Source organism: Geitlerinema sp. PCC 7407, from assembly GCF_000317045.1.
In the GTDB taxonomy this organism is placed as follows: Bacteria; Cyanobacteriota; Cyanobacteriia; order PCC-7407; family PCC-7407; genus PCC-7407.
The window spans coordinates 1,226,627-1,244,366 of sequence record NC_019703.1; the positions used below are offsets into that span (position 1 = coordinate 1,226,627).

16 protein-coding genes are annotated in these 17,740 nt (G+C 60.4%); 7 read left to right on the forward strand and 9 right to left on the reverse strand.

Annotation, left to right across the window (positions count from 1 at the left end; all coding sequences use genetic code 11):
- Nucleotides 1-9 precede the first annotated feature (9 nt).
- On the reverse strand, nt 10-1,131 hold the full coding sequence (locus tag GEI7407_RS05250; protein ID WP_015171096.1) for a site-2 protease family protein: 1,122 nt from the start codon (nt 1,129-1,131) through the stop codon (nt 10-12).
- A 252-nt stretch (nt 1,132-1,383) separates the two neighbouring features.
- Here GEI7407_RS05250 and GEI7407_RS05255 point away from each other — a divergent pair, with 252 nt between their 5' ends.
- Nucleotides 1,384-2,070: a TVP38/TMEM64 family protein gene (locus GEI7407_RS05255; protein ID WP_015171097.1), complete on the forward strand. Its 687-nt coding sequence runs from the start codon at nt 1,384-1,386 to the stop codon at nt 2,068-2,070.
- An 8-nt stretch (nt 2,071-2,078) separates the two neighbouring features.
- Here the strand turns inward: GEI7407_RS05255 and GEI7407_RS05260 are convergent, their stop codons facing one another.
- The gene (locus tag GEI7407_RS05260) at nt 2,079-2,378 is read right to left on the reverse strand and encodes a putative quinol monooxygenase (protein WP_015171098.1); all 300 of its coding nucleotides are present in this window, start codon (nt 2,376-2,378) and stop codon (nt 2,079-2,081) included.
- A gap of 114 nt (nt 2,379-2,492) precedes the next feature.
- Nucleotides 2,493-3,332, reverse strand: a complete 840-nt coding sequence (gene dapF, locus GEI7407_RS05265; RefSeq protein WP_015171099.1) for a diaminopimelate epimerase — start codon at nt 3,330-3,332, stop codon at nt 2,493-2,495.
- A 349-nt stretch (nt 3,333-3,681) separates the two neighbouring features.
- On the opposite strand from dapF, the gene GEI7407_RS05270 reads away from it, so the two are divergent.
- Nucleotides 3,682-3,897 (forward strand): Hfq-related RNA-binding protein, encoded by a 216-nt coding sequence (locus GEI7407_RS05270; RefSeq protein ID WP_015171100.1) that lies wholly within the window; start codon nt 3,682-3,684, stop codon nt 3,895-3,897.
- Here GEI7407_RS05270 and GEI7407_RS05275 read toward each other — a convergent pair.
- Entirely contained in the window at nt 3,881-6,250 is a 2,370-nt protein-coding gene (locus GEI7407_RS05275) for a cation:proton antiporter (RefSeq protein ID WP_015171101.1), read from the reverse strand. The genes GEI7407_RS05270 and GEI7407_RS05275 overlap by 17 nt on opposite strands.
- Before the next feature lie 117 nt (nt 6,251-6,367).
- On the opposite strand from GEI7407_RS05275, the gene GEI7407_RS05280 reads away from it, so the two are divergent.
- The 3 genes from GEI7407_RS05280 to glmU all read left to right on the forward strand — a co-directional run bounded on the left by GEI7407_RS05280 (nt 6,368) and on the right by glmU (nt 10,354).
- On the forward strand, nt 6,368-7,261 hold the full coding sequence (locus GEI7407_RS05280) for a tRNA (5-methylaminomethyl-2-thiouridine)(34)-methyltransferase MnmD (RefSeq protein WP_015171102.1): 894 nt from the start codon (nt 6,368-6,370) through the stop codon (nt 7,259-7,261).
- Between the two features lie 515 nt (nt 7,262-7,776).
- Nucleotides 7,777-8,826: a two-component system response regulator gene (locus GEI7407_RS05285; protein WP_015171103.1), complete on the forward strand. Its 1,050-nt coding sequence runs from the start codon at nt 7,777-7,779 to the stop codon at nt 8,824-8,826.
- A 121-nt stretch (nt 8,827-8,947) separates the two neighbouring features.
- Nucleotides 8,948-10,354 carry a bifunctional UDP-N-acetylglucosamine diphosphorylase/glucosamine-1-phosphate N-acetyltransferase GlmU gene (glmU, locus tag GEI7407_RS05290; RefSeq protein ID WP_015171104.1) on the forward strand — a complete coding sequence of 469 codons (1,407 nt, stop codon included), beginning with the start codon at nt 8,948-8,950 and terminating at the stop codon, nt 10,352-10,354.
- A 97-nt stretch (nt 10,355-10,451) separates the two neighbouring features.
- Here glmU and GEI7407_RS05295 read toward each other — a convergent pair whose 3' ends face one another.
- Both GEI7407_RS05295 and GEI7407_RS19880 read right to left on the reverse strand, forming a co-directional pair.
- On the reverse strand, nt 10,452-11,390 hold the full coding sequence (locus GEI7407_RS05295; RefSeq protein WP_015171105.1) for an isoaspartyl peptidase/L-asparaginase: 939 nt from the start codon (nt 11,388-11,390) through the stop codon (nt 10,452-10,454).
- A gap of 67 nt (nt 11,391-11,457) precedes the next feature.
- Nucleotides 11,458-11,634 (reverse strand): DUF2256 domain-containing protein, encoded by a 177-nt coding sequence (locus GEI7407_RS19880; RefSeq protein WP_071880803.1) that lies wholly within the window; start codon nt 11,632-11,634, stop codon nt 11,458-11,460.
- Between the two features lie 82 nt (nt 11,635-11,716).
- On the opposite strand from GEI7407_RS19880, the gene GEI7407_RS05300 reads away from it, so the two are divergent.
- Both GEI7407_RS05300 and GEI7407_RS19355 read left to right on the forward strand, forming a co-directional pair.
- On the forward strand, nt 11,717-12,526 hold the full coding sequence (locus GEI7407_RS05300; RefSeq protein ID WP_015171106.1) for an RNA methyltransferase: 810 nt from the start codon (nt 11,717-11,719) through the stop codon (nt 12,524-12,526).
- 310 nt (nt 12,527-12,836) lie between these two features.
- Nucleotides 12,837-14,312: a serine hydrolase gene (locus GEI7407_RS19355; RefSeq protein WP_150109726.1), complete on the forward strand. Its 1,476-nt coding sequence runs from the start codon at nt 12,837-12,839 to the stop codon at nt 14,310-14,312.
- 32 nt (nt 14,313-14,344) lie between these two features.
- On the opposite strand, the gene obgE is transcribed toward GEI7407_RS19355, so the two are convergent.
- The 3 genes from obgE to GEI7407_RS05320 all read right to left on the reverse strand — a co-directional run bounded on the left by obgE (nt 14,345) and on the right by GEI7407_RS05320 (nt 17,681).
- Entirely contained in the window at nt 14,345-15,403 is a 1,059-nt protein-coding gene (gene obgE / locus GEI7407_RS05310; protein WP_015171108.1) for a GTPase ObgE, read from the reverse strand.
- A 77-nt stretch (nt 15,404-15,480) separates the two neighbouring features.
- Nucleotides 15,481-15,741 (reverse strand): hypothetical protein, encoded by a 261-nt coding sequence (locus GEI7407_RS05315; RefSeq protein ID WP_015171109.1) that lies wholly within the window; start codon nt 15,739-15,741, stop codon nt 15,481-15,483.
- Between the two features lie 332 nt (nt 15,742-16,073).
- Nucleotides 16,074-17,681 carry a C39 family peptidase gene (locus GEI7407_RS05320; RefSeq protein WP_015171110.1) on the reverse strand — a complete coding sequence of 536 codons (1,608 nt, stop codon included), beginning with the start codon at nt 17,679-17,681 and terminating at the stop codon, nt 16,074-16,076.
- Nucleotides 17,682-17,740 lie beyond the last annotated feature (59 nt).

Here is a 17,740-nt window from a genome sequence, read left to right on the forward strand (position 1 = left end):
GCTCGAGGTCTAGGCGGCAGCTGGGCGGGGAGATTGCTGAAGCAGACGCAAGAGAGTTGTCTTTTCTAGCAGGCCCAGCAAGGTGCCATTGGCCTGAACTACCGGCAAGGCTGATAGGTGTTCTCGCTCTAGCAGCTCAGCGGCTTCCAAGAGAGACTGATCGGCTTGGATGGAGGTCTGGCTCAGGGGGCGCAGCAAGCTGCCAACGGAGCGATCGCCCCATTCCTGGGCTGGCACTCGTCGCAAAGCATCGACGGCGATCGCCCCGACCAACTGACCTTGGTCATCTACGACGAGGAACTGCTGCCAAGCATGATTGTTCAGGATCAGCATGTCGGCGAAGGTGCGCAGTGTGGTGCTAGCGGCCACCACTGGGCTGTCCGGCGTGACGGCCTCGGCTGCCGTGAAGCGGGCGAGACGAGACTGAATCCCAGCGGACTGGGCGGCTCTACCGGCATTTTGAAGCAGAAAGCCACCGATGAGAACTTGCCAGAAGCCGCTGAAGCTACCGCTGACGAGGAACGGCAGAACACCCAGGGCGATCGCGGCCCAGCCGAGAACTTGGCCAACGCGACCTGCAAACTGGACGCCTTGGTAAGGATTGCCCGTCAGCTTCCACACCAGCGCCTTGAGGACGTTACCGCCGTCCAAGGGCAGGCCGGGAATGAGGTTGAACAGCGCCAGCACGAGGTTCAAAGAGGCCAGCAGGCCGATAATGGCGCCCCAGGGGCCGGCCAGTCCGAGGCCCATTCCTAGACTGGTGAAGCCCAAAAAGAGCGCCAGACTGACCAGAGGACCGGCGATCGCCACCCAGAAGGCCCCAGCGGGCGTCTCGGACTCTTTTTCGAGCTGGGCTAGACCGCCAAACAAAAAGAGCGTGATGGAGTGAACCTGAATGCCTTGGCGGCGGGCGGCAAAGCTGTGGCCAAGTTCATGGGCCACGACCGAAGCAAACAGCAGCAGCGCGGCGACTAGGCCCAGACCGCCCGCCAAGCCGGTTGGCAAGCTGGGAAACTGGGCGGCGAGACCGCTGCCATAGCTAAAGGTCACCAAACCCAAAACTAGAAACCAAGATGCGCTGACATAAAACGGAATGCCAAACAGCGTTCCGACTCGAATGGAGCCATTCATGGGCTACCTCCTCGAAAGTGAAGTGCACGCTGGCACTTCGTGAATGCGTTGAGCGTGTCCTTATTGTAACAATTTGTAAAAAGCTTCTCAGAAATTAAGCGAGTGAAAACCGCTCCTGACGGGTACGGGTTTCCTGAAATTTGGTTAGAAAAATATGTCTTGGGGAACTTCCACCCCTGGGGGGAGCTTGGATTATGCTGAGGCTCAGTCTGAAAACCCTTTACAAAGCTTTAGGCTCCAAACGTTACTTTGATGCGCGGCTGGAAGCGTTACAAATACTGGATTTTGGCGGCGATCGCCCTTTTGGTGGTCCTGGCTGTGAGCGTGTTGCCCGTCGGTGAGATGCTGGAGCGCCTTCAGAACTGGCTGACCACTTTGGGGCCGTGGGGTACGCCCATTTTTATCTTGGTGTACGTTCTGATCACCCTAGTTGGCTTGCCGGGCGCGCTTCTCATCGTGGCGGCAGGCCCGCTGTTTGGGTTTTTGTGGGGGGTGTTGTGGGTGTCGCTGGCCGACACTCTGGGGGCGATCGCCTGTTACGGCCTGGGCCGCACCGTGGCGCGCAAGTCGATCAAACAATGGCTGATGCGCAACCCCCGCTTTTCGGGGCTCGATCAGGCGATCGCCCGCGACGGCTGGAAAATCGTCTTATTAATGCGCTTATCGCCGATTTTCCCCTCCAGCATCCTGAACTACGGCTTCAGCTTGACCCGAGTGGATTTTTGGCACTACTGCTTTTTCTCGTGGCTCGGCATGATCCCGGTGATCCTGCTCTACGTTTACCTCGGATCCTTTGGTGCTAACCTGCTCGCCAGCGGCGGCAGCCCCGGCCAGGTCGTGATGAATGCCCTGGGGCTGCTGGCCACCGTGGGGGCAGCCTGCTACACGACCCGCTTGGCAAAGTCGGCGCTGACGGTATCCGATGAGCCTGAAGAGTAAGCTCTCAGCTAAGCGAGGCGGCGATAGCGCTGAATGTCAGGGGGCGCTGCAAACAGAGATTCCCCAGCAGCCAGTGCCGCTTGGATATGCGCCGACTGGAGGTGGGCGTCGAGCTCGGCGGCGCTGCGCCACTCCTCGACAAACACAAACTCGTAGGGGCGATCGGCACTCTCAAACAGATCGTAGAAAAGACAGCCGGGTTCGCGGCGTGTCGGCTCGATGAGTTGCAGCAAAAGCGATCGCATTTCGTCCGCTTTGTCTGCATGGGCCACCACGCGCGCCACCACGCGGACGGGTTGAAAAGTCATGGCAAAGGTTTCTAGTTCGACGGCGCAAAACAATAAACTGGGGCTCAGTCCGCCGGAGCGAGTTTGGAAAAAGACGGGCTTACTCGCTCCGGAACTGGGCTCAACAGAGCAGCGCTAGCGCACGCCCGCAAACACGCGCTCCGCTGGCCCTGTCATGTACAGTCGGTTGTCTTCTGCGGACCACTCGATCAGCAGCGGCCCGCCCGGTAGCTCCACGGTGGCGCGGCGATCGCTCCGCTGAGTCAGCACGGCTGCGACCAGGGACGCACAAGCTCCCGTGCCGCAGGCCAGGGTGATGCCTGCTCCCCGCTCCCACACTCGCATTTTCAGGTAGTCGGGACGCACAACCTGAATGAATTCGGTGTTGGTGCGCTGGGGGAAAACAGCGTGGTGCTCAAATTTCGGGCCGATGCTCTCTAGGGCTACCGCCGCCACATCCTCAACGAAGGTAATGCAGTGGGGGTTGCCCATGCTGACGCAGGTGACTTGCCAGGTTTCGCCAGCGACCTCCAGGGGTTGGTCGACGACTTTCTCGTCGCTGCTGGCCAGCGTGGTCGGGATTTGGCCGGCGAGCAGCTGGGGTTCGCCCATGTCGACCTTGATTTGGCCATCGGCTTGCAGCTCGGGAGCGATCACCCCAGCTAGGGTGTGAATCCGGTAGCGCCGCGTTTGATCTGTGATGCCTTCTAGTTCGGCCAAAAAGCGGGCCAGACAGCGAATGCCATTGCCGCACATCTCCGGCTCGGAGCCGTCGGAGTTGAAGATCCGCATGGTGTAGTCGGTGCCGTCCTGGCCGGGGAGGGCAAAAATCACGCCGTCTGCGCCGATGCCAAAGTGGCGATCGCACCATGCGATGGCCTCCTCTGGCGTGATCAGCGGCTCGCTGCTGGCGCGATTGTCAATCAAGATAAAGTCGTTCCCCAGACCGTGGTACTTCACAAACTCGATGGCCATGAATCTTGCTCCTATGGGTGGGATGGGCAGCCAGACTGCCCCAAACGCGAGGGAAAAGGCGATCGCCCGAAGTCTTCTATTTTAGGCAGGATTCGCAGGTATGGAGCCTTGCTGCTTGGGATTGGCTGGGCCTGGTGACCCAGACCGCCCGCAAATTTAAATCGCAAGGCTTCTTTAACCTTTGGGCCGCGTGAATCCCGCTAAGCTGGAGGCAATTCGGACCTCAGGGCTGCCCGATGGACCCCAAGCGAATGCTCAGAAATGGCCGAATCTGTAGAGCGAGGTAGATTGCCAGAGCTCTTGGGAGAAAATAGCGACAAAGCAGCCCTATCGTTGAGCAAAAAGCGCCATGACAAACGACATTCAAACCGGTAGCCCCAGCATTCGTCAGATCCAGACGCTGATCCGCGATAAGAAAGAAGTTGAGCTCAAGCTCATGACCGACGATCTGCTGGTAGGTAAGCTCTTTTGGCAAGATCCAGACTGCCTTTGCTTGCTCGATCAGTATGACCAGCCGATTTTGATCTGGCGGCAGGCCATCGTCTATCTCAAGCCCCGGATGTAGGCCCTGCGCCGATTTGGTCGCTGCGGCTGTCTAGGGGCAAAAGTTCTAGCTCCGGCTCTGGAAGCGCGGGGTCAAAGACTTCGTCAGATACAGGATGAGCCCGAGGACTGTGGGCCAGCACCTGACGGGCGCTTTGGAGCTCTTGGCGGCCGCCACACAGCAGAAGGCGATCGCCTGCTTGCAGGTCATTGTCGCCGCTGGGGAAGCGCAGGAACTTGCCTTCTCGCCGGATCGCCTGGATCAAGACGCCGTGGGTGCGCCGAAAATCCAGATCTCGCAGCGTTTTGCCGACTGCCTCGCTGTCTTCTGGCATCTGCATCCACTGGCAGCAGGTGCCCTCCTCGGGAATGGCGGTTTTGCCCTGGGCCAGTTCGCTAAAAGCGTCGAACTCTGCCGGGGTGCCGACAATCAGCAGGCGATCGCCTCCCAGGAGACGCGTTTCCTCGATCGGATAGTCGATTTCTTCGCCGCTGCTCCGCCGAACCGCCATCACGCTGACGCCCGTCAAGCGGCGCAGATCGGCCTCCTCCAGGGTCATGCCTTCGAGGGGAGAGCCTTCCGGCAGGTCACACCACTGGCTGTTCATGCCCTCGGTGTTGAGGCGCAGCTCGCGGGACACCTCCGAGGGCGATCGCTCGGGCCGCAGGTCCAAATAATGGCTCTCGCGAATTTGCTGCATGGTCTGCTGCACCAGCGGCAGCACCGACCCCATGCCCGTCAGCAGGTGAGTCGACAGCTCTAGGCTAGCCTCAAACTCCGGCTGCACCACCTCGCGGGCGCCGAGCTGGTAGAGCAGCTCGATGTCCTGGTCTTTGTTGGCCCGCACCACCACGTCTAGGTCTGGCGAAAATTCGAGGGAGCGCTTGAGGCACAGGCGGGTGCTCATGGAGTCGGGAAGGGCGATCGCCAAGCCCCGCGCTTCCTCCACGCCCGCCTTCTCCAGCACATGCTGGCTAATCGCGTTGCCGTAGACGTAGGGCACCCCCGCCTCCCGCAGCTGCTGGATGGCCGCCTCCGACTGATCGATCACCACCACCGGATAGTGGTGGTCCCGCAGTAGCCTGACCACGTTGCGGCCCATGCGCCCGTAGCCGCACACCACCACATGGTTTTGGCGCGGCATCTCTTCTGAAAAGGCCGTCGGCATCTCTGCCTCGGTTAGCCATCGGCCCAGGCCCGGCACAGTCTCCAGCCAGCTAAACAGCTGGGGCAAAAATCGCAGCACAAAGGGCGTCAGCAGCAGCGTCACCGCCGTCGTGCCCAAGATCAGCATGTACACTCGCCGAGACACCAGCCCGAGGCTCTGCCCTTCGCTGGCCAGCACAAAGGAAAATTCTCCAATCTGCGCCAAGCCGACCCCTGCAATCAGCGCTGTCCGGAGGGGATACCGGAACAGCCGCACCAGCGGCACAATAATCAGGCACTTCCCAACGAAGGTCAGCGCCACTAGCCCCAAAATCAGCTCCAGATTGCTCCACAGAAACACCGGATCAATCAGCATGCCGATGGAGGCAAAAAACAGCGTGGCGAAGATGTCCCGCAGCGGCTCCACGTAAGTCAGAGTCTGGTCTGCATACTCTACCTCCGAAATCATCAGCCCCGCGACGAAGGCCCCCATTTCGATGGACAGCCCCATCTGCTCAGTCAGCAGGGCAATGCCCAAGCAGAGCGCCACGACGCCCAGTAGAAAGAGCTCCCGGCTTTCGGTGCCTGCCAGCAGCCGTAGCATGGGCGGAATCATCCATTTGCCAAAGGCAAAGGCCCCGAGGGCAAAGACCGCTGTCTGGCCAAAGGCCCAGGCCACCGCGATTCCAATTTCCTCAGGCGGGCGATCGAGGGCTGGCAGCACCGCCAGCATCAGGCCCAGGGCAATGTCCTGCACCACCAAAATCCCCAGCATGACGCGGCCATGGACGGTTTCCGTCTCGTTGCGCTCGATCAGGCTTTTGAGGACGACGGCAGTAGACGACAGCGACAAAATCGCGCCCAAAAAGATGCCCTGGGCCGGTGAGCCGACCCAGCCCATGCCCAGGGCGATCGCCGCTGTGCCCCCGATGGTGATCAGGATTTGCAGGCCGCCCCCGCCGAGACTAATGCGCTTGACCTTATTAATTTCGGCCAGCGAAAACTCGACCCCGAGGGCAAAGAGCAGGAACGCCACGCCAAATTGGGCGAGGGTCTCTACCTGCACCAGTTCTTTGATTAGGCCGAGGCCCGCAGGCCCAACGATCATGCCTGCGACCAGATAACCCAAAATCACGGGCTGTTTGAGCAGGGCCGCTAAAATTCCCCCGCCGGCGGCTGCCGCGAGGACCAAAACGAGATCAACAATGAGGCGAAAATCTTCTTGCACAGGGGTTTGATAGTAAAAATGAGAGAAATTGTGAAGGTTTCTATAGAGGCTCCATATCGTTATTTTAGGGGCTCAAATCAGAGGGCGTAGCGTTTCGTGCCAGGGATTGTGCCAAGTATGTCCATATCTTGTTCGTTTTTGCCGGAGCCGACGGCCGATGGATCTTTTACCTTTGTTTCGGCGACTTTCGGAGAACCCTTTCACAATCGCCACGGGGCGCGCCAGGAAGCAGAGCAGAAGTTTGCGGTGCCGACCCAGCTAGCGGCCAAGGCCGAAATCGGCCGCTTGCGCCTGCTGGATATCTGCTACGGCCTTGGCTACAACACGGCGTCTGCCCTGGAGACGATCTGGCGGGCGAACCCCGCTTGCCAGGTGGAGGTGATCGGGCTGGAGCTCGAGCCAGAGGTGCCCCGAGCGGCGATCGCCCATCAGCTGCTCCAGCCGTGGCCGGACCCGATCCCGGCGTGCCTGACAACCCTGGCTCAAACTGGGCGCTTTGAGGGCGATCGCCTCCAGGGACGCCTGATCTGGGGAGATGCCCGGCGATCGCTCCTCGCCCTCGACCCCCAAGCATTCCAGGCTGACGCGATCTTTCTAGATCCCTTCTCGCCGCCCCGCTGCCCCCAGCTGTGGACCACTGAGTTTTTGACCCTCGTGGCTCAGTTCCTGCATCCCCAGGGCCGCCTCGCCACCTACTCCTGCGCGGCGGCTGTCCGCACGGCCCTCCAAGCTGCCGGACTACAGATCGGCTCTAGCCCGCCGTTTGGCCGCCGATGGCCCGGCACCGTCGCTGCCTGGCCCCCCGCAGACCTGCCGCCGCTCTCGCCCCAGGAGCAGGAGCACCTCCAAACTCGGGCCGCGATCCCCTACCGAGATCCCACCCTCCAAGATGATGCTGAAGCCATTCACCAGCGCCGTCTCCAAGAGCAAGCCGAAAGTTTACTTGAGTCAACTTCTCGCTGGCGCAAACGATGGGCGATGATAGAGGATATCAATAGCGATCGCCCCTAAGACTCCTCCCAAAGGTTGCTTGATCTCAACCAAACCTTTGCCAAAACAGGATGTAGCACAGACAGCTTTAGCGACAATCGGATACTGATACGATGAAGCAGCTGATACGTAGGTGTTGTGCCTGAGTCTCAGCGATATTCAAAAACCCTCAGGTTCAGGATTAAACGCTCATTAATCTCAGAACTGAAACAGTCCACACCTGATCCCTATAGTCAGTCCTTGTTGTGAAAGATCTGTCTACTACGTCAGACCCAGCTTTGGTTTTGGGCTATTTTGGCTCCCCAACACAGCACTGGCGATCGGGTGTAGCGAGCGTCACCCAAAGCGTCTCCGCAGACGCGGAAAAAAACTCAAATCGAAAGACTTGAGGGCCAGAGCCTAGCCAGATCTCCGTGTAAAACCTGATTTCTCGGCTATGGGTCTTAACCATACTGGGAACAGCCAAACTGACGCCAGGGGCAACATTGGCTATTTCGCTTCGAGGCTGCTAGAGCAAATAGCCGCCAGCAAACGATGTGAGGTTTTCTCAAGTGAGCCACCTCGATCCTGAACGTCCTAAGGTCTTGGTTGTTGACGATCATCCTTCTAGCCGCATGACTGCCGTGGCGTTGCTCTCGGTGGAGGGATATGACGTTTTGGAAGCAGACAGTGGACCTGCGGCCTTATTGAGCGTTGAGAAGCACAATCCAGATTTGATCTTGCTGGATGTGATGATGCCCGGTATGGATGGTTTTGAGGTGTGCCGGCAGCTCAAGCAAGACGAAAAAACGCGCCTCATTCCCATTGTGTTTGTGACCGCTCTCAATGATCGGCGGGCTCGCCTCAAGGGCATTGATGTTGGCGGAGACGACTTTCTGACCAAGCCCTTTGATCAGCTGGAGCTGTCGGCGCGGGTCAAGTCGTTGGTCCGCCAAAAGCGCCTCAACGAAGATCTCGAGCACGTTGAGCAGGTTTTGTTCTCCATCGCGCAGATTGTGGAGAGCCGGGACCCCAACACCGGGGATCACTGTGAGCGGCTGTGCGGCTTGGGTCAGTCCTTTGGGCGCTATCTCAACCTTTCTCGGGCCGAGATCCGCGACCTGACGTGGGCGGGCTATCTCCACGACATTGGGAAGGTGGGGGTGCCCGATGATGTGCTGCTCAAGCGCGGCAAGCTCACGCCCGAAGAGTGGGTGGTGATGAAGCAGCATGTGCTGATTGGTGAACGAATTTGTTTGCCGATGCGCACGATGAAGGGGGTTGTGCCGATTATTCGGCATCACCATGAGCGCTGGGACGGGTCAGGCTACCCCGATGGCTTATCGGGAAATGAGATTCCGCGGTTGGCCCAAATTTTCCAGGTGCTCGATATTTTTGATGCTTTGACCAGTGAGCGCCCTTACAAGAAGGCGTTTTCCTTTGAGGAGGCGATCGCCATTTTGGAGGAGGAAACCCACAAAGGCTGGCGCAATCCTGAGCTGGTGCGGCAGTTCTCGGAGTTTATCCAGCGGGCTCACCAAGAGGGTGCAACCTTTCCTCAGGACGATAGCTTCAGGCGGCCTGACTCGATGGCGGTGCCTCGCTAGAGCGTTTTTCTGCCCGGCGCGATCGCCTTTGTGCTGGATCTCCGTGAATTCGCACAAGCGCGCCTAAGGGACCTGGAAGCGCGGTATACTCCGGTGGAACTGAACGGCATTGACAAAGGGCATGGTTGCAGTCGCGGTTTTGGCAGCGGGTCGCGGCACCCGCATGAAATCTAATCTTCCCAAGGTGCTCCATTCGCTCGGTGGGCGATCGCTGGTGGAGTGGGTTCTCAATAGCGCCTCGGCTGTGGAGCCAACCCACCGCCTGGTGATTGTGGGTTATCGGTCTGACATGGTGCGCACCTCGCTTCAGTCGCTGCCCGACGTGGAGTTTGTGGAGCAGGCAGAGCAGCTAGGCACCGGACACGCTATTCAGCAGCTGCTGGGGCCTCTCGAAGGTTTTGAGGGTGATTTGCTGGTTCTCAATGGAGATGTGCCGCTTCTGCGTCCTCAGACTCTGCAAACGCTGCTCAAGACCCACCAAGATCACGGCAATGCAGCCACGATTTTGACGGCCCAGCTGCCTGATCCTCGCGGCTATGGCCGGGTGTTCTGCAATGGCCAAAATCAGCTCAAGCAAATTGTCGAGGATCGAGACTGCACGCCTGCCCAAAAGCAAAATCGCCGCATCAACGCGGGCATCTATTGCTTCCGGTGGGCCGATCTGGCTCGGGTGCTACCTCAGCTCAAGGCAGACAACGATCAGCAAGAGTACTACCTGACAGACGCGGTGAACTATCTGTCGCCGGTGATGGCGGTGGATGCGGAGGACTACCAAGAAATTCTGGGCATCAATGACCGCAAGCAGCTAGCGGCGGCCTATGAGGTGATGCAAACCCGAATCAAAGATTACTGGATGGCTACGGGGGTGACGCTGATCGACCCCGACAGCATCACGATCGACGACACGGTGCAGCTAGAGCCGGATGTGATCATCGAGCCCCAGACCCACCTGCGCGGCCAGACGGTGGTGCGAGCGGGTAGCCGGATTGGGCCGGGGAGCCTAGTCGAAAATAGCGAACTGGCAGAAGGGGTGACGGTGCTGTACTCCGTGGTGAGTGACAGCACGGTGGGCGCGGGCACTCGGGTTGGCCCCTATGCACACCTGCGCGGCCATTCTTCTCTGGGGCAGGGCTGCCGAATCGGCAACTTTGTGGAGCTAAAGAAGGCGACTCTGGGCGATCGCACCAATGCGGCTCACCTGTCGTACCTGGGCGATGCGACCCTGGGCGATCGCGTGAACATTGGCGCTGGGACGATCACGGCGAACTATGACGGGGTGAACAAGCACCGGACGGTGATCGGCGATCGCACCAAAACCGGCTCCAACAGCGTGCTTGTGGCTCCGGTGACCCTGGGTGAAGACGTGACGGTGGCCGCTGGCTCGGTTGTCACCAAGGATGTGCCCAGCGATGCGCTGGTGGTGGCGCGGGCCAAGCAGATTGTGAAGTCCGGTTGGCGACTGAAGGGTGCCAAGGCCGCTGGCGTCGAGGACCCAGGATCGGAGGCGAACCCCGCTAATCCAGCCTGAAGCCTGATCTCAGATAAGCCCGAGTCCTAAGCAGGGCAACCCCATAACCCGGACAGAGCGTTGCTGTCCGGGTTGCTTTTTGCTCACAAACGATGTCTCAGGCAGTGCCGACGAGGCCCTGGTTCACCCACTCGAGGGTGTCGTCGATCCGAGCGCCCGTGTGGTAGGCCGCCAGCAAGATTTCGCTGGTCTTGCCCCAGGCGATCGCCCCGGTCCGGTCCAGACCAATGGCCCCCAGATCTCGCTGATTTTGCTGCGCCTCGGTGAGCGATCGCTCAAAGGCTTGGGCCAGCGAGAGGCCATCCGTCACCCGAATCACAATCTTGGCGGCCAGGCACTCGTCAATGATGTCTTCGCCAATCCCCGTGCAGCTAATGCCCGCCTGGGGGTTGGCGTAGTTGCCTGCGGGCATCGCCGAGTCGCTGACCCGGCCCATCCGCTCGAAGCCCTTGCCGCCGGTGGAGGTACCCGCTGCGAGTCGACCTTCTTGATCGAGGGCGACTACCCCGATCGTCCCGCGACCTGCCTCGCTCGCGATCGGCTCGCCCTCGGCGACCACCCCCGCCATCTCGCGGGTGAAGTTGCCGCTGCGCTCCTCCAGCCATTCCTGGAGACGCAGGTCTGTTGCCGGGTCGTAGACCGGACAGCCCAGCAGCCGCGCTAGCTCGGCAGATCCGTAGTCGGACAAGACGTGGTCCTGTTCTTGCTGGAGGTATGCTGCTAGGTCGATCGGGTGCTGGACCCGCGCCACGTTGATCACGCCGCTAAAGCGCTGGGCCGCGCCGTCCATCAGCGAGGCGCTCATGCGAATCTGACCGTCAGACTGAAGCACCGAGCCGGTCCCCGCGTTGAAGCGGGGATTGTCTTCGAGCAGCTGGCAGCCCAGGATGACGGCCTCGGTGGCGCTGGCGCCAGCGGCGAGCCGATCGTAGACGTCTTGGACGATCCCATGAAGGTCTTGGCGGACGGCCTGAATGCCGCCTTTGCTTTTGAGGGAGCTACCGGCTCCGCCGTGAATGATGAGTTTGGGCTGCACCTGTCTAACCGTGAGGAGTGGATGGACACATTGAGGGAAAGCGAAGGGATCCAGTGGGGAGCGATCGCTAGTCTGAGGAGGATTGGGCGCTAGAGCGGCGGCGACGACAGCGCTCAGAGCAGTATTTCACCTCGTCCCAGCAATCTTCCCATTTTTTGCGCCAGCTAAAGGGGCGATCGCACACGGGGCAAATCTTGGTGGGAAGGTCTGATTTTGAGCGGGGTTTAGAGCGATCGCGTCCCATAATAAGCTGGCAATACTAGACCCTCCAATTGTGGCGTGAAATAGGGCCTAGAGTCCGGTACAGCGGGAGAATTCAAGCAATCATGGCATTGACGGATATTCGCATTGTGTTGGTGGAGCCCGCGGGTCCTCTCAACATTGGCTCCATCGCGCGAGTGATGAAAAATATGGGACTCGAGCAGATGGTGCTCGTGAATCCCCACTGCGATCCCCTGGGGCCAGAGGCGCGGCAAATGGCGGTCCATGCCGGGGACTTGCTGGAGCAGGCGCGCTGCGTGTCGACTCTGCCGGAGGCCCTAGTGGACTGTCAGCGGGCGATCGCCACCACGGCGCGCCAGCGCACCCTTGAGACTCCCTTGGAGCATCCCCGCACCGCGCTGCCCTGGCTGCTGGCGCCAGAAGCGGCCCAGCCTTGCCCGGCGGCCCTGATCTTTGGCCCAGAGGACCGGGGCCTCAGCAACGACGAGCTGAACTATGCCCAGCGCTTTGTCAAAATCCCCAGCAACCCCGCCTATCCGTCCCTCAATTTGGCGCAGTCGGTGGCGGTGTGCTGCTACGAGCTGTCCCAGGCGTTTCTGGGATTGCCGGAGGGGAGCGATCGCCCCCAGTCTGTCCCCGTCACGCCTGCATCAGTGGAGCCCCTAGCGCCCCTCGACGCCCTCGAAGGGTATTTTCAGCAGCTGGAATCTGTGCTCTTAGCCATCGGATATCTCTATCCCCACACCGCCACCAGCCGTATGGAAAAATTTCGCCGGCTCTTTTATCGGGCGCAGCTTTCGGCCTCGGAAGTAGCCATGCTGCGGGGCATCCTGAGCCAAGTAATGTGGGCGATGCAGCATCCTGAGCAGAGCACGACGAGGCTGCCAGAGCAGCTCGGGCCAGAAATTTTTTGAACTCTGGGTGTTGACAATCTTTTCGAAGATGGCAGGATAGTCACCATCACCTGCGACCTAGAGGGCTTTGCAGAACGCTGCGCTAACGTCCTCTGGTTTCGGGCTGCCCGGATCTGATCAGCAGAACTGGGGTGGATTCAGGGCCGACCAAAATGCGGGAAACGCTGGCGATGTTTGTCAAGGGAGTGTAGGAATGCCAGATCAGGGCAAGCCATCGAAAGAGCCACAGGCGGAGCGTGTACCCGCTGTAAAGCGCCAGCGTCGCAAGGGAAAAGCCGCCCGACAGCGGCCTGAGCCAGCGACGCAGGCAATGAAAGAAGCCCCTCCTGCGCTGTCGCTGCCCAATGGCGGAGGCTCCCTTCCGGTGCGCTCTGGCGGGCGATCGCCCAAACCACCGTCCGCTTCGCCGAGAAGCGACCTGCGTCGCCTGCTGCTCGGTCGCTCGGCGGTTCGCAAGGGCGCGCCAGCGGCTGCAATGCCTCGCCCCTCCCAGCCCTCGGCTGGAGCCCGTGCCGACGCCAGCCAAGCTCGCCTCGAAGAGCTGCGATCGCGCCGACGCCGTTCCCGGCGGCGATCGCCCAAAGCCATTCCCACGGCTCCCGGCAGCAAAACGGTCTACCTGCGGCCTCGCCCCGCTGACCCGCCCGCACCCATTTTGGTGTTGCCCAAGAAGGTTTCGCCGCTGCTCTACATTATGCGGCTGCTAATTTTGGGCGTTGGCATTGGGGTGATTGCCGGAACGCTGCTGTCAGTGTGGGATCCGGCGACCCGTTCCCTGGCCGAGACGCCTCAGGAATCCTCACCGGCCCAAAAGCGATCGCTCCGCTGGTTTGGTCTAGGCCCGAAAGAAGCCGCGACCGCCCAAGCAGAGGAGTCCAAGGAACCAGCGCCCCCCGCGCTCAAGCTGGGCGCAGAGATCGCGCCCCTCAAAGCCGAAATTCAGACGATCGCCAGCCAAAACACGCAGCTTAGCCCTGCGGTCTTGGTTGTCGACCTGGATTCTGACGCCCATGTCGATATCAATGCTGCGGTGCCCCTGCCCGCTGCCAGCACCATCAAAATCCCGATTTTGGTGGCGTTCTTTCAGGACGTGGATGCGGGCAAGATTCGCCTCGATGAACAGCTCACTATGCGGCAGGAGCTCGTGGCCTCAGGCTCCGGCGAGATGCAGTATCAGCCGCCTGGAACCCAGTTCACGGCTCTAGAGACGGCGACCAAAATGATCACCGTCAGCGACAACACCGCGACCAATATGCTGATCGAGCGCCTCGGCGGCATGGCGTCTCTCAATCAGCGCTTCCAGGCCTGGGGGCTACCGGCTACGGCTCTGCGCAACCCGCTGCCGGACCTCGAAGGCACCAACACCACCAGCCCCCACGATTTGGTGCAGGTCATGGCCTTGGTGAACCGGGGAGACCTCATGTCTCAGCGATCGCGCGATCGCCTCTTGAGCATCATGCACGACACCGTCAACGATAGCCTCTTGCCCCAGGGCCTCGGCGAAGGCGCGATCATTGCCCACAAAACCGGCGACATCGGCTCTCTGTTGGCCGATGCGGGCCTGGTCGACATGCCCAGCGGCAAGCGCTATCTGATTGCAGTGATGGTCAAGCGCCCCCACAACGCCGACGCAGCCTACGAGCTGATTCAGCAGATCTCCAAAGCGACCTACCAAGCCCTGAGCAAGCCGGCTCAGCCCCAGCCGTCGACAGGCGGCGTCCCGGCCACTCAGCCCGCCACGGCCACCCAGGCGGACGCCACCATCACGGCCCGCAAGGCTCGCTAAGCCCTACCAGTTCTGAGCTAGGGGCGATCGCCCTAAAGGGGCATGGGCGTCACAAAACCAGAGGGCATTGCTGGCGCCTCTGCCTCTGACTGCTTGAGGGCTTCGAGCTGCTGCCACACGTGGTCCATTAGCCCCGAGAGGCCGGTTTGGGACACCGCCGAGATGCTAAAAATCCGGCAACCACTCACCTCTGCGAGCTGCTGGGCGACCTCGCTCACCAGCTCCTCGTCGTGCCCCAGCACGTCCGTCTTGCTCAGCACCAAGATTTGGGGACGGCCGGCCAGTCCTCGGCCATAGGCGACCAGCTCCTGCTGGATCGTTTGGTAGTCCGCCACTGGATCTTCGGAGTTGATATCGACTAGGTGCAGCAGCAGACGCGTCCGCTCCACGTGGCGCAAAAAGTCGTGGCCCAGGCCCGTGCCGAGGTGAGCCCCTTCGATCAGTCCTGGAATATCTGCAAATACCGTTCCGTCTCCGGTGGGGCGACGCACCACGCCCAGGTTTGGCACCAGGGTTGTAAAGGGATAGTCCGCGATCTTGGGTCGGGCCGCCGACAGCACCGAGATCAGCGTCGACTTGCCTGCATTGGGCAACCCGATAATGCCGACCTCCGCCAGCAGCTTTAGCTCCAGGCGCAGATGGCGCTCTTCTCCCGGTAGTCCAGGCAGGGCGTATTCGGGTGCGCGATTGCGGTTGCTCAAAAAGTGCTGGTTGCCCAGGCCCCCCTTGCCGCCCTTAGCCACACAAAGGGTCTGCTCAGGTTCAGTCAGATCGCCAACCACCTCATCGGTCTCAGCGTCGTAAACCACCGTGCCGCAGGGCACCTCAACTAGCAAGTCTTCGCCCGAGGCGCCGGTGCGGTTGCTAGGACCGCCGCGCTCGCCGTGCTCTGCCTGGAAGCGATGAGCGTAGCGAAAATCCAGCAGGGTTTGGAGATTCTCGACCGCCTTGAAAACCACGGAGCCCCCGCGTCCCCCGTTACCGCCTGAGGGGCCGCCCGCCGGGACGTACTTTTCTCGCCGGAACGCGACGATGCCGTCACCGCCGTTGCCGCCCGCCACAAAAACTTCTGCCTGGTCAATAAACTGCATGGTGCTTCACTGAAAAATCTGAAAATCTGAGTTCATCCCCCTCTGGGGGCGATGACTGGAGGGCGATCGCCCAACTCCTAGCTGCCTCGGTTGAGCTCGGCTTTCAGCCATTCGTCTACGGGCTGCCCATCGCGCCGTTTCAGCTCGATCTCAATGACCTTTACTAGAGTCGATCCAGGCGGCGCGGGCCGTTCATGAAACAAAATCTCGTAATTGCCTGGATCTTCGTTCCGTTCACGCAGCCAATCTTGCACTTTGGTCGTTGCAAAGAACGACTGCCCCTGCTCAAACAGACGGCTAATCTGCATCTTGATCGTAAATGGCTCAAAGCGCGGCATGAACGGGACTTTCCTTAAGAAGCGAGATCGGAGCAAGGAGTCGAGATGGAGGGCATGACGCCTGCTAGATAGTCATCTTCAGGCAAGTATGGCAACCGTTTTGGGGGCGAGAACCTGGAGAGGACTCTATCCTTGGTCTAGAGGACAGCCTTTCCATCTTGACATTCTCTCCTGTCAACCGCTAGCGAGGACCCAGAGATTTTTGCGTTGGAGTCGGCCTTGAAAAACCCTCAAATCGATTACTGGCAAAGCCTTGAGGCCCCTGGTTCCCGATAGGGAGGGCCAGGGGCTAGGGGTCTAGGTACGGAGCCAAAGACGTCAGCGAGGGGCCATCAGCGGGAGATGAAGTGAGCCCAGATATTGCCGTCGCCTTCTGGGCAGCACATCTTGCTCATGTAGGACGCGGGGTAAACGACCTTGGCGCCCTCGGTGTTTTTGTAGCCGCTCAGGGCGTCGCCCCAGGGGTCATTGACGATGTAGCCGTTGGCTGTGTAGCCGATGATGCAAACGATGTGCCCGGTATCTGTGAAATAGCCCCCGACGACGACGGGACGGCCGCTGGAGATCTCGTTGCGGATCTGGGCCCAGGTGCGGTTGGTGCTGTAGGTGTCACGGTAGCCGTAGGTGCGGACCATCTCGGCGAGAACGCTGTGCTCGGTTTGGGAGCCCTCGCCGTAGTGGGACAGGCACCACTCTAGCAGTTCATCTTCGAGCTGGCCGCCAGAGCGCGATCGCAGCCCGTAGAAGTGCAGCACCATGGCGATCGCGGTGACGTTGCAGGTGGAGCGGGGATAGCGGGGATTATCTCGCTGAGAAAAGTGGGGGACGTTTAGCTCGACCTGAGCGGGGGAGAGGTCGATGACTTGGTTGCCGCGTTTGAGCTCGACGTAGGCGTCAAAGACATACCCGGTGTTGCCGAACTGGGGCAGGTTCTCGGTCAGGGCGACCTTGATGTGGCCGTCGGCTGGAGCATAGCCCGAGACGCCGTAGGTGGTGCCGCCTGGCAGAGTAAAGCGCTCGTTGGGCTGGAGATTGCTGGAGTCTACCGGACGCTTTTTGAGGATGGTGGTTTGCTTGGTGGTCAGGGTGAGGGCGTTGGGATCGAAGGTGATCAGGCGGCCCGCCTTCTTGAGCTGGACGTGCTGCCAGTAAACGTAGCCTTCTTTGCCAAAGCCAGCGATCGGCTTGATCAGGCTGACGCGAAAGTGACCCGCGATGGGGGTGTAGCCGGTGAGCGAAAAGCTTTGGCCCAGGAGCAGCTCGATTTTGTCTTCGTCTCCGAGGCTGGAGGAGTCTACCGGGGAAGCTTTGAGGTAGGTGCGGGCAGTGACGAGCATTTCGGTGGCCCCGCGAATGGTGGTGGGGACGTCCGCAATGCTGAACTTGAGCGCTTTGGGGCCTTTGAGAAGATCGACGTGGGGGGCGTAAAAGTAGCCAAAACTGCCGATGGGCTCGATCCGGTTGTGGAGCTCGAGCTTGAGGTGGCCGTCTACGTAGCCGTAGCTCTTGACGGTGAAGGTTTGGCCGGCTTTGACGAGGACTTTTTGGGCGGTGGAAAGGGTGGCGGAATCGGCGGGGGACTTTTTGAAGAGGGTGTCGCGCAGGACTTTGAGGATGAGTTTTTCGCCGACGGTCTTGGGCTCGGCGCTGACGGCGAGGTTAATGACGCGATCGCCCAGAATTTTGCCATCCCGCCCAATGCCTCGCAGACGCAGCCAGCGGGCCCCAACGGTATAAAAGCCTTCATTGAGCCTGACGGTCCAGCGACCTTTGGCGGCGTCGAGACTGACGGTAAAGGGGTAGCGATCTTCGGCGACGAGGGTGACGCGGGCGATCTGCTGGGGATTGTAGGTGCCGCTGAGGGTGACGGGGGTTTTGAGCAGGACTTCGGTGGGACCGTCGTAACCGAGGTTCTGAATGGGTGTACGGGTAGACGTCATGGAAAATCTCCTGGAACCATTAAAAAGTGCTTCACCAGAGAACAGTTGGTACGGCGGGC

Coding starts and splice junctions, on each gene's coding strand:
- GEI7407_RS05250 (WP_015171096.1), bottom strand. CDS start 1,131: ATGAATGGCTCCATTCGAGTCGGAACGCTGTTTGGCATTCCGTTTTAT.
- GEI7407_RS19355 (WP_150109726.1), top strand. CDS start 12,837: ATGAAAGAAGCCCCTCCTGCGCTGTCGCTGCCCAATGGCGGAGGCTCC.
- GEI7407_RS19880 (WP_071880803.1), bottom strand. CDS start 11,634: ATGGGACGCGATCGCTCTAAACCCCGCTCAAAATCAGACCTTCCCACC.
- obgE (WP_015171108.1), bottom strand. CDS start 15,403: ATGCAGTTTATTGACCAGGCAGAAGTTTTTGTGGCGGGCGGCAACGGC.
- GEI7407_RS05280 (WP_015171102.1), top strand. CDS start 6,368: ATGTCCATATCTTGTTCGTTTTTGCCGGAGCCGACGGCCGATGGATCT.
- GEI7407_RS05320 (WP_015171110.1), bottom strand. CDS start 17,681: ATGACGTCTACCCGTACACCCATTCAGAACCTCGGTTACGACGGTCCC.
- GEI7407_RS05255 (WP_015171097.1), top strand. CDS start 1,384: ATGCGCGGCTGGAAGCGTTACAAATACTGGATTTTGGCGGCGATCGCC.
- glmU (WP_015171104.1), top strand. CDS start 8,948: ATGGTTGCAGTCGCGGTTTTGGCAGCGGGTCGCGGCACCCGCATGAAA.
- GEI7407_RS05300 (WP_015171106.1), top strand. CDS start 11,717: ATGGCATTGACGGATATTCGCATTGTGTTGGTGGAGCCCGCGGGTCCT.
- dapF (WP_015171099.1), bottom strand. CDS start 3,332: ATGGCCATCGAGTTTGTGAAGTACCACGGTCTGGGGAACGACTTTATC.
- GEI7407_RS05315 (WP_015171109.1), bottom strand. CDS start 15,741: ATGCCGCGCTTTGAGCCATTTACGATCAAGATGCAGATTAGCCGTCTG.
- GEI7407_RS05260 (WP_015171098.1), bottom strand. CDS start 2,378: ATGACTTTTCAACCCGTCCGCGTGGTGGCGCGCGTGGTGGCCCATGCA.
- GEI7407_RS05270 (WP_015171100.1), top strand. CDS start 3,682: ATGACAAACGACATTCAAACCGGTAGCCCCAGCATTCGTCAGATCCAG.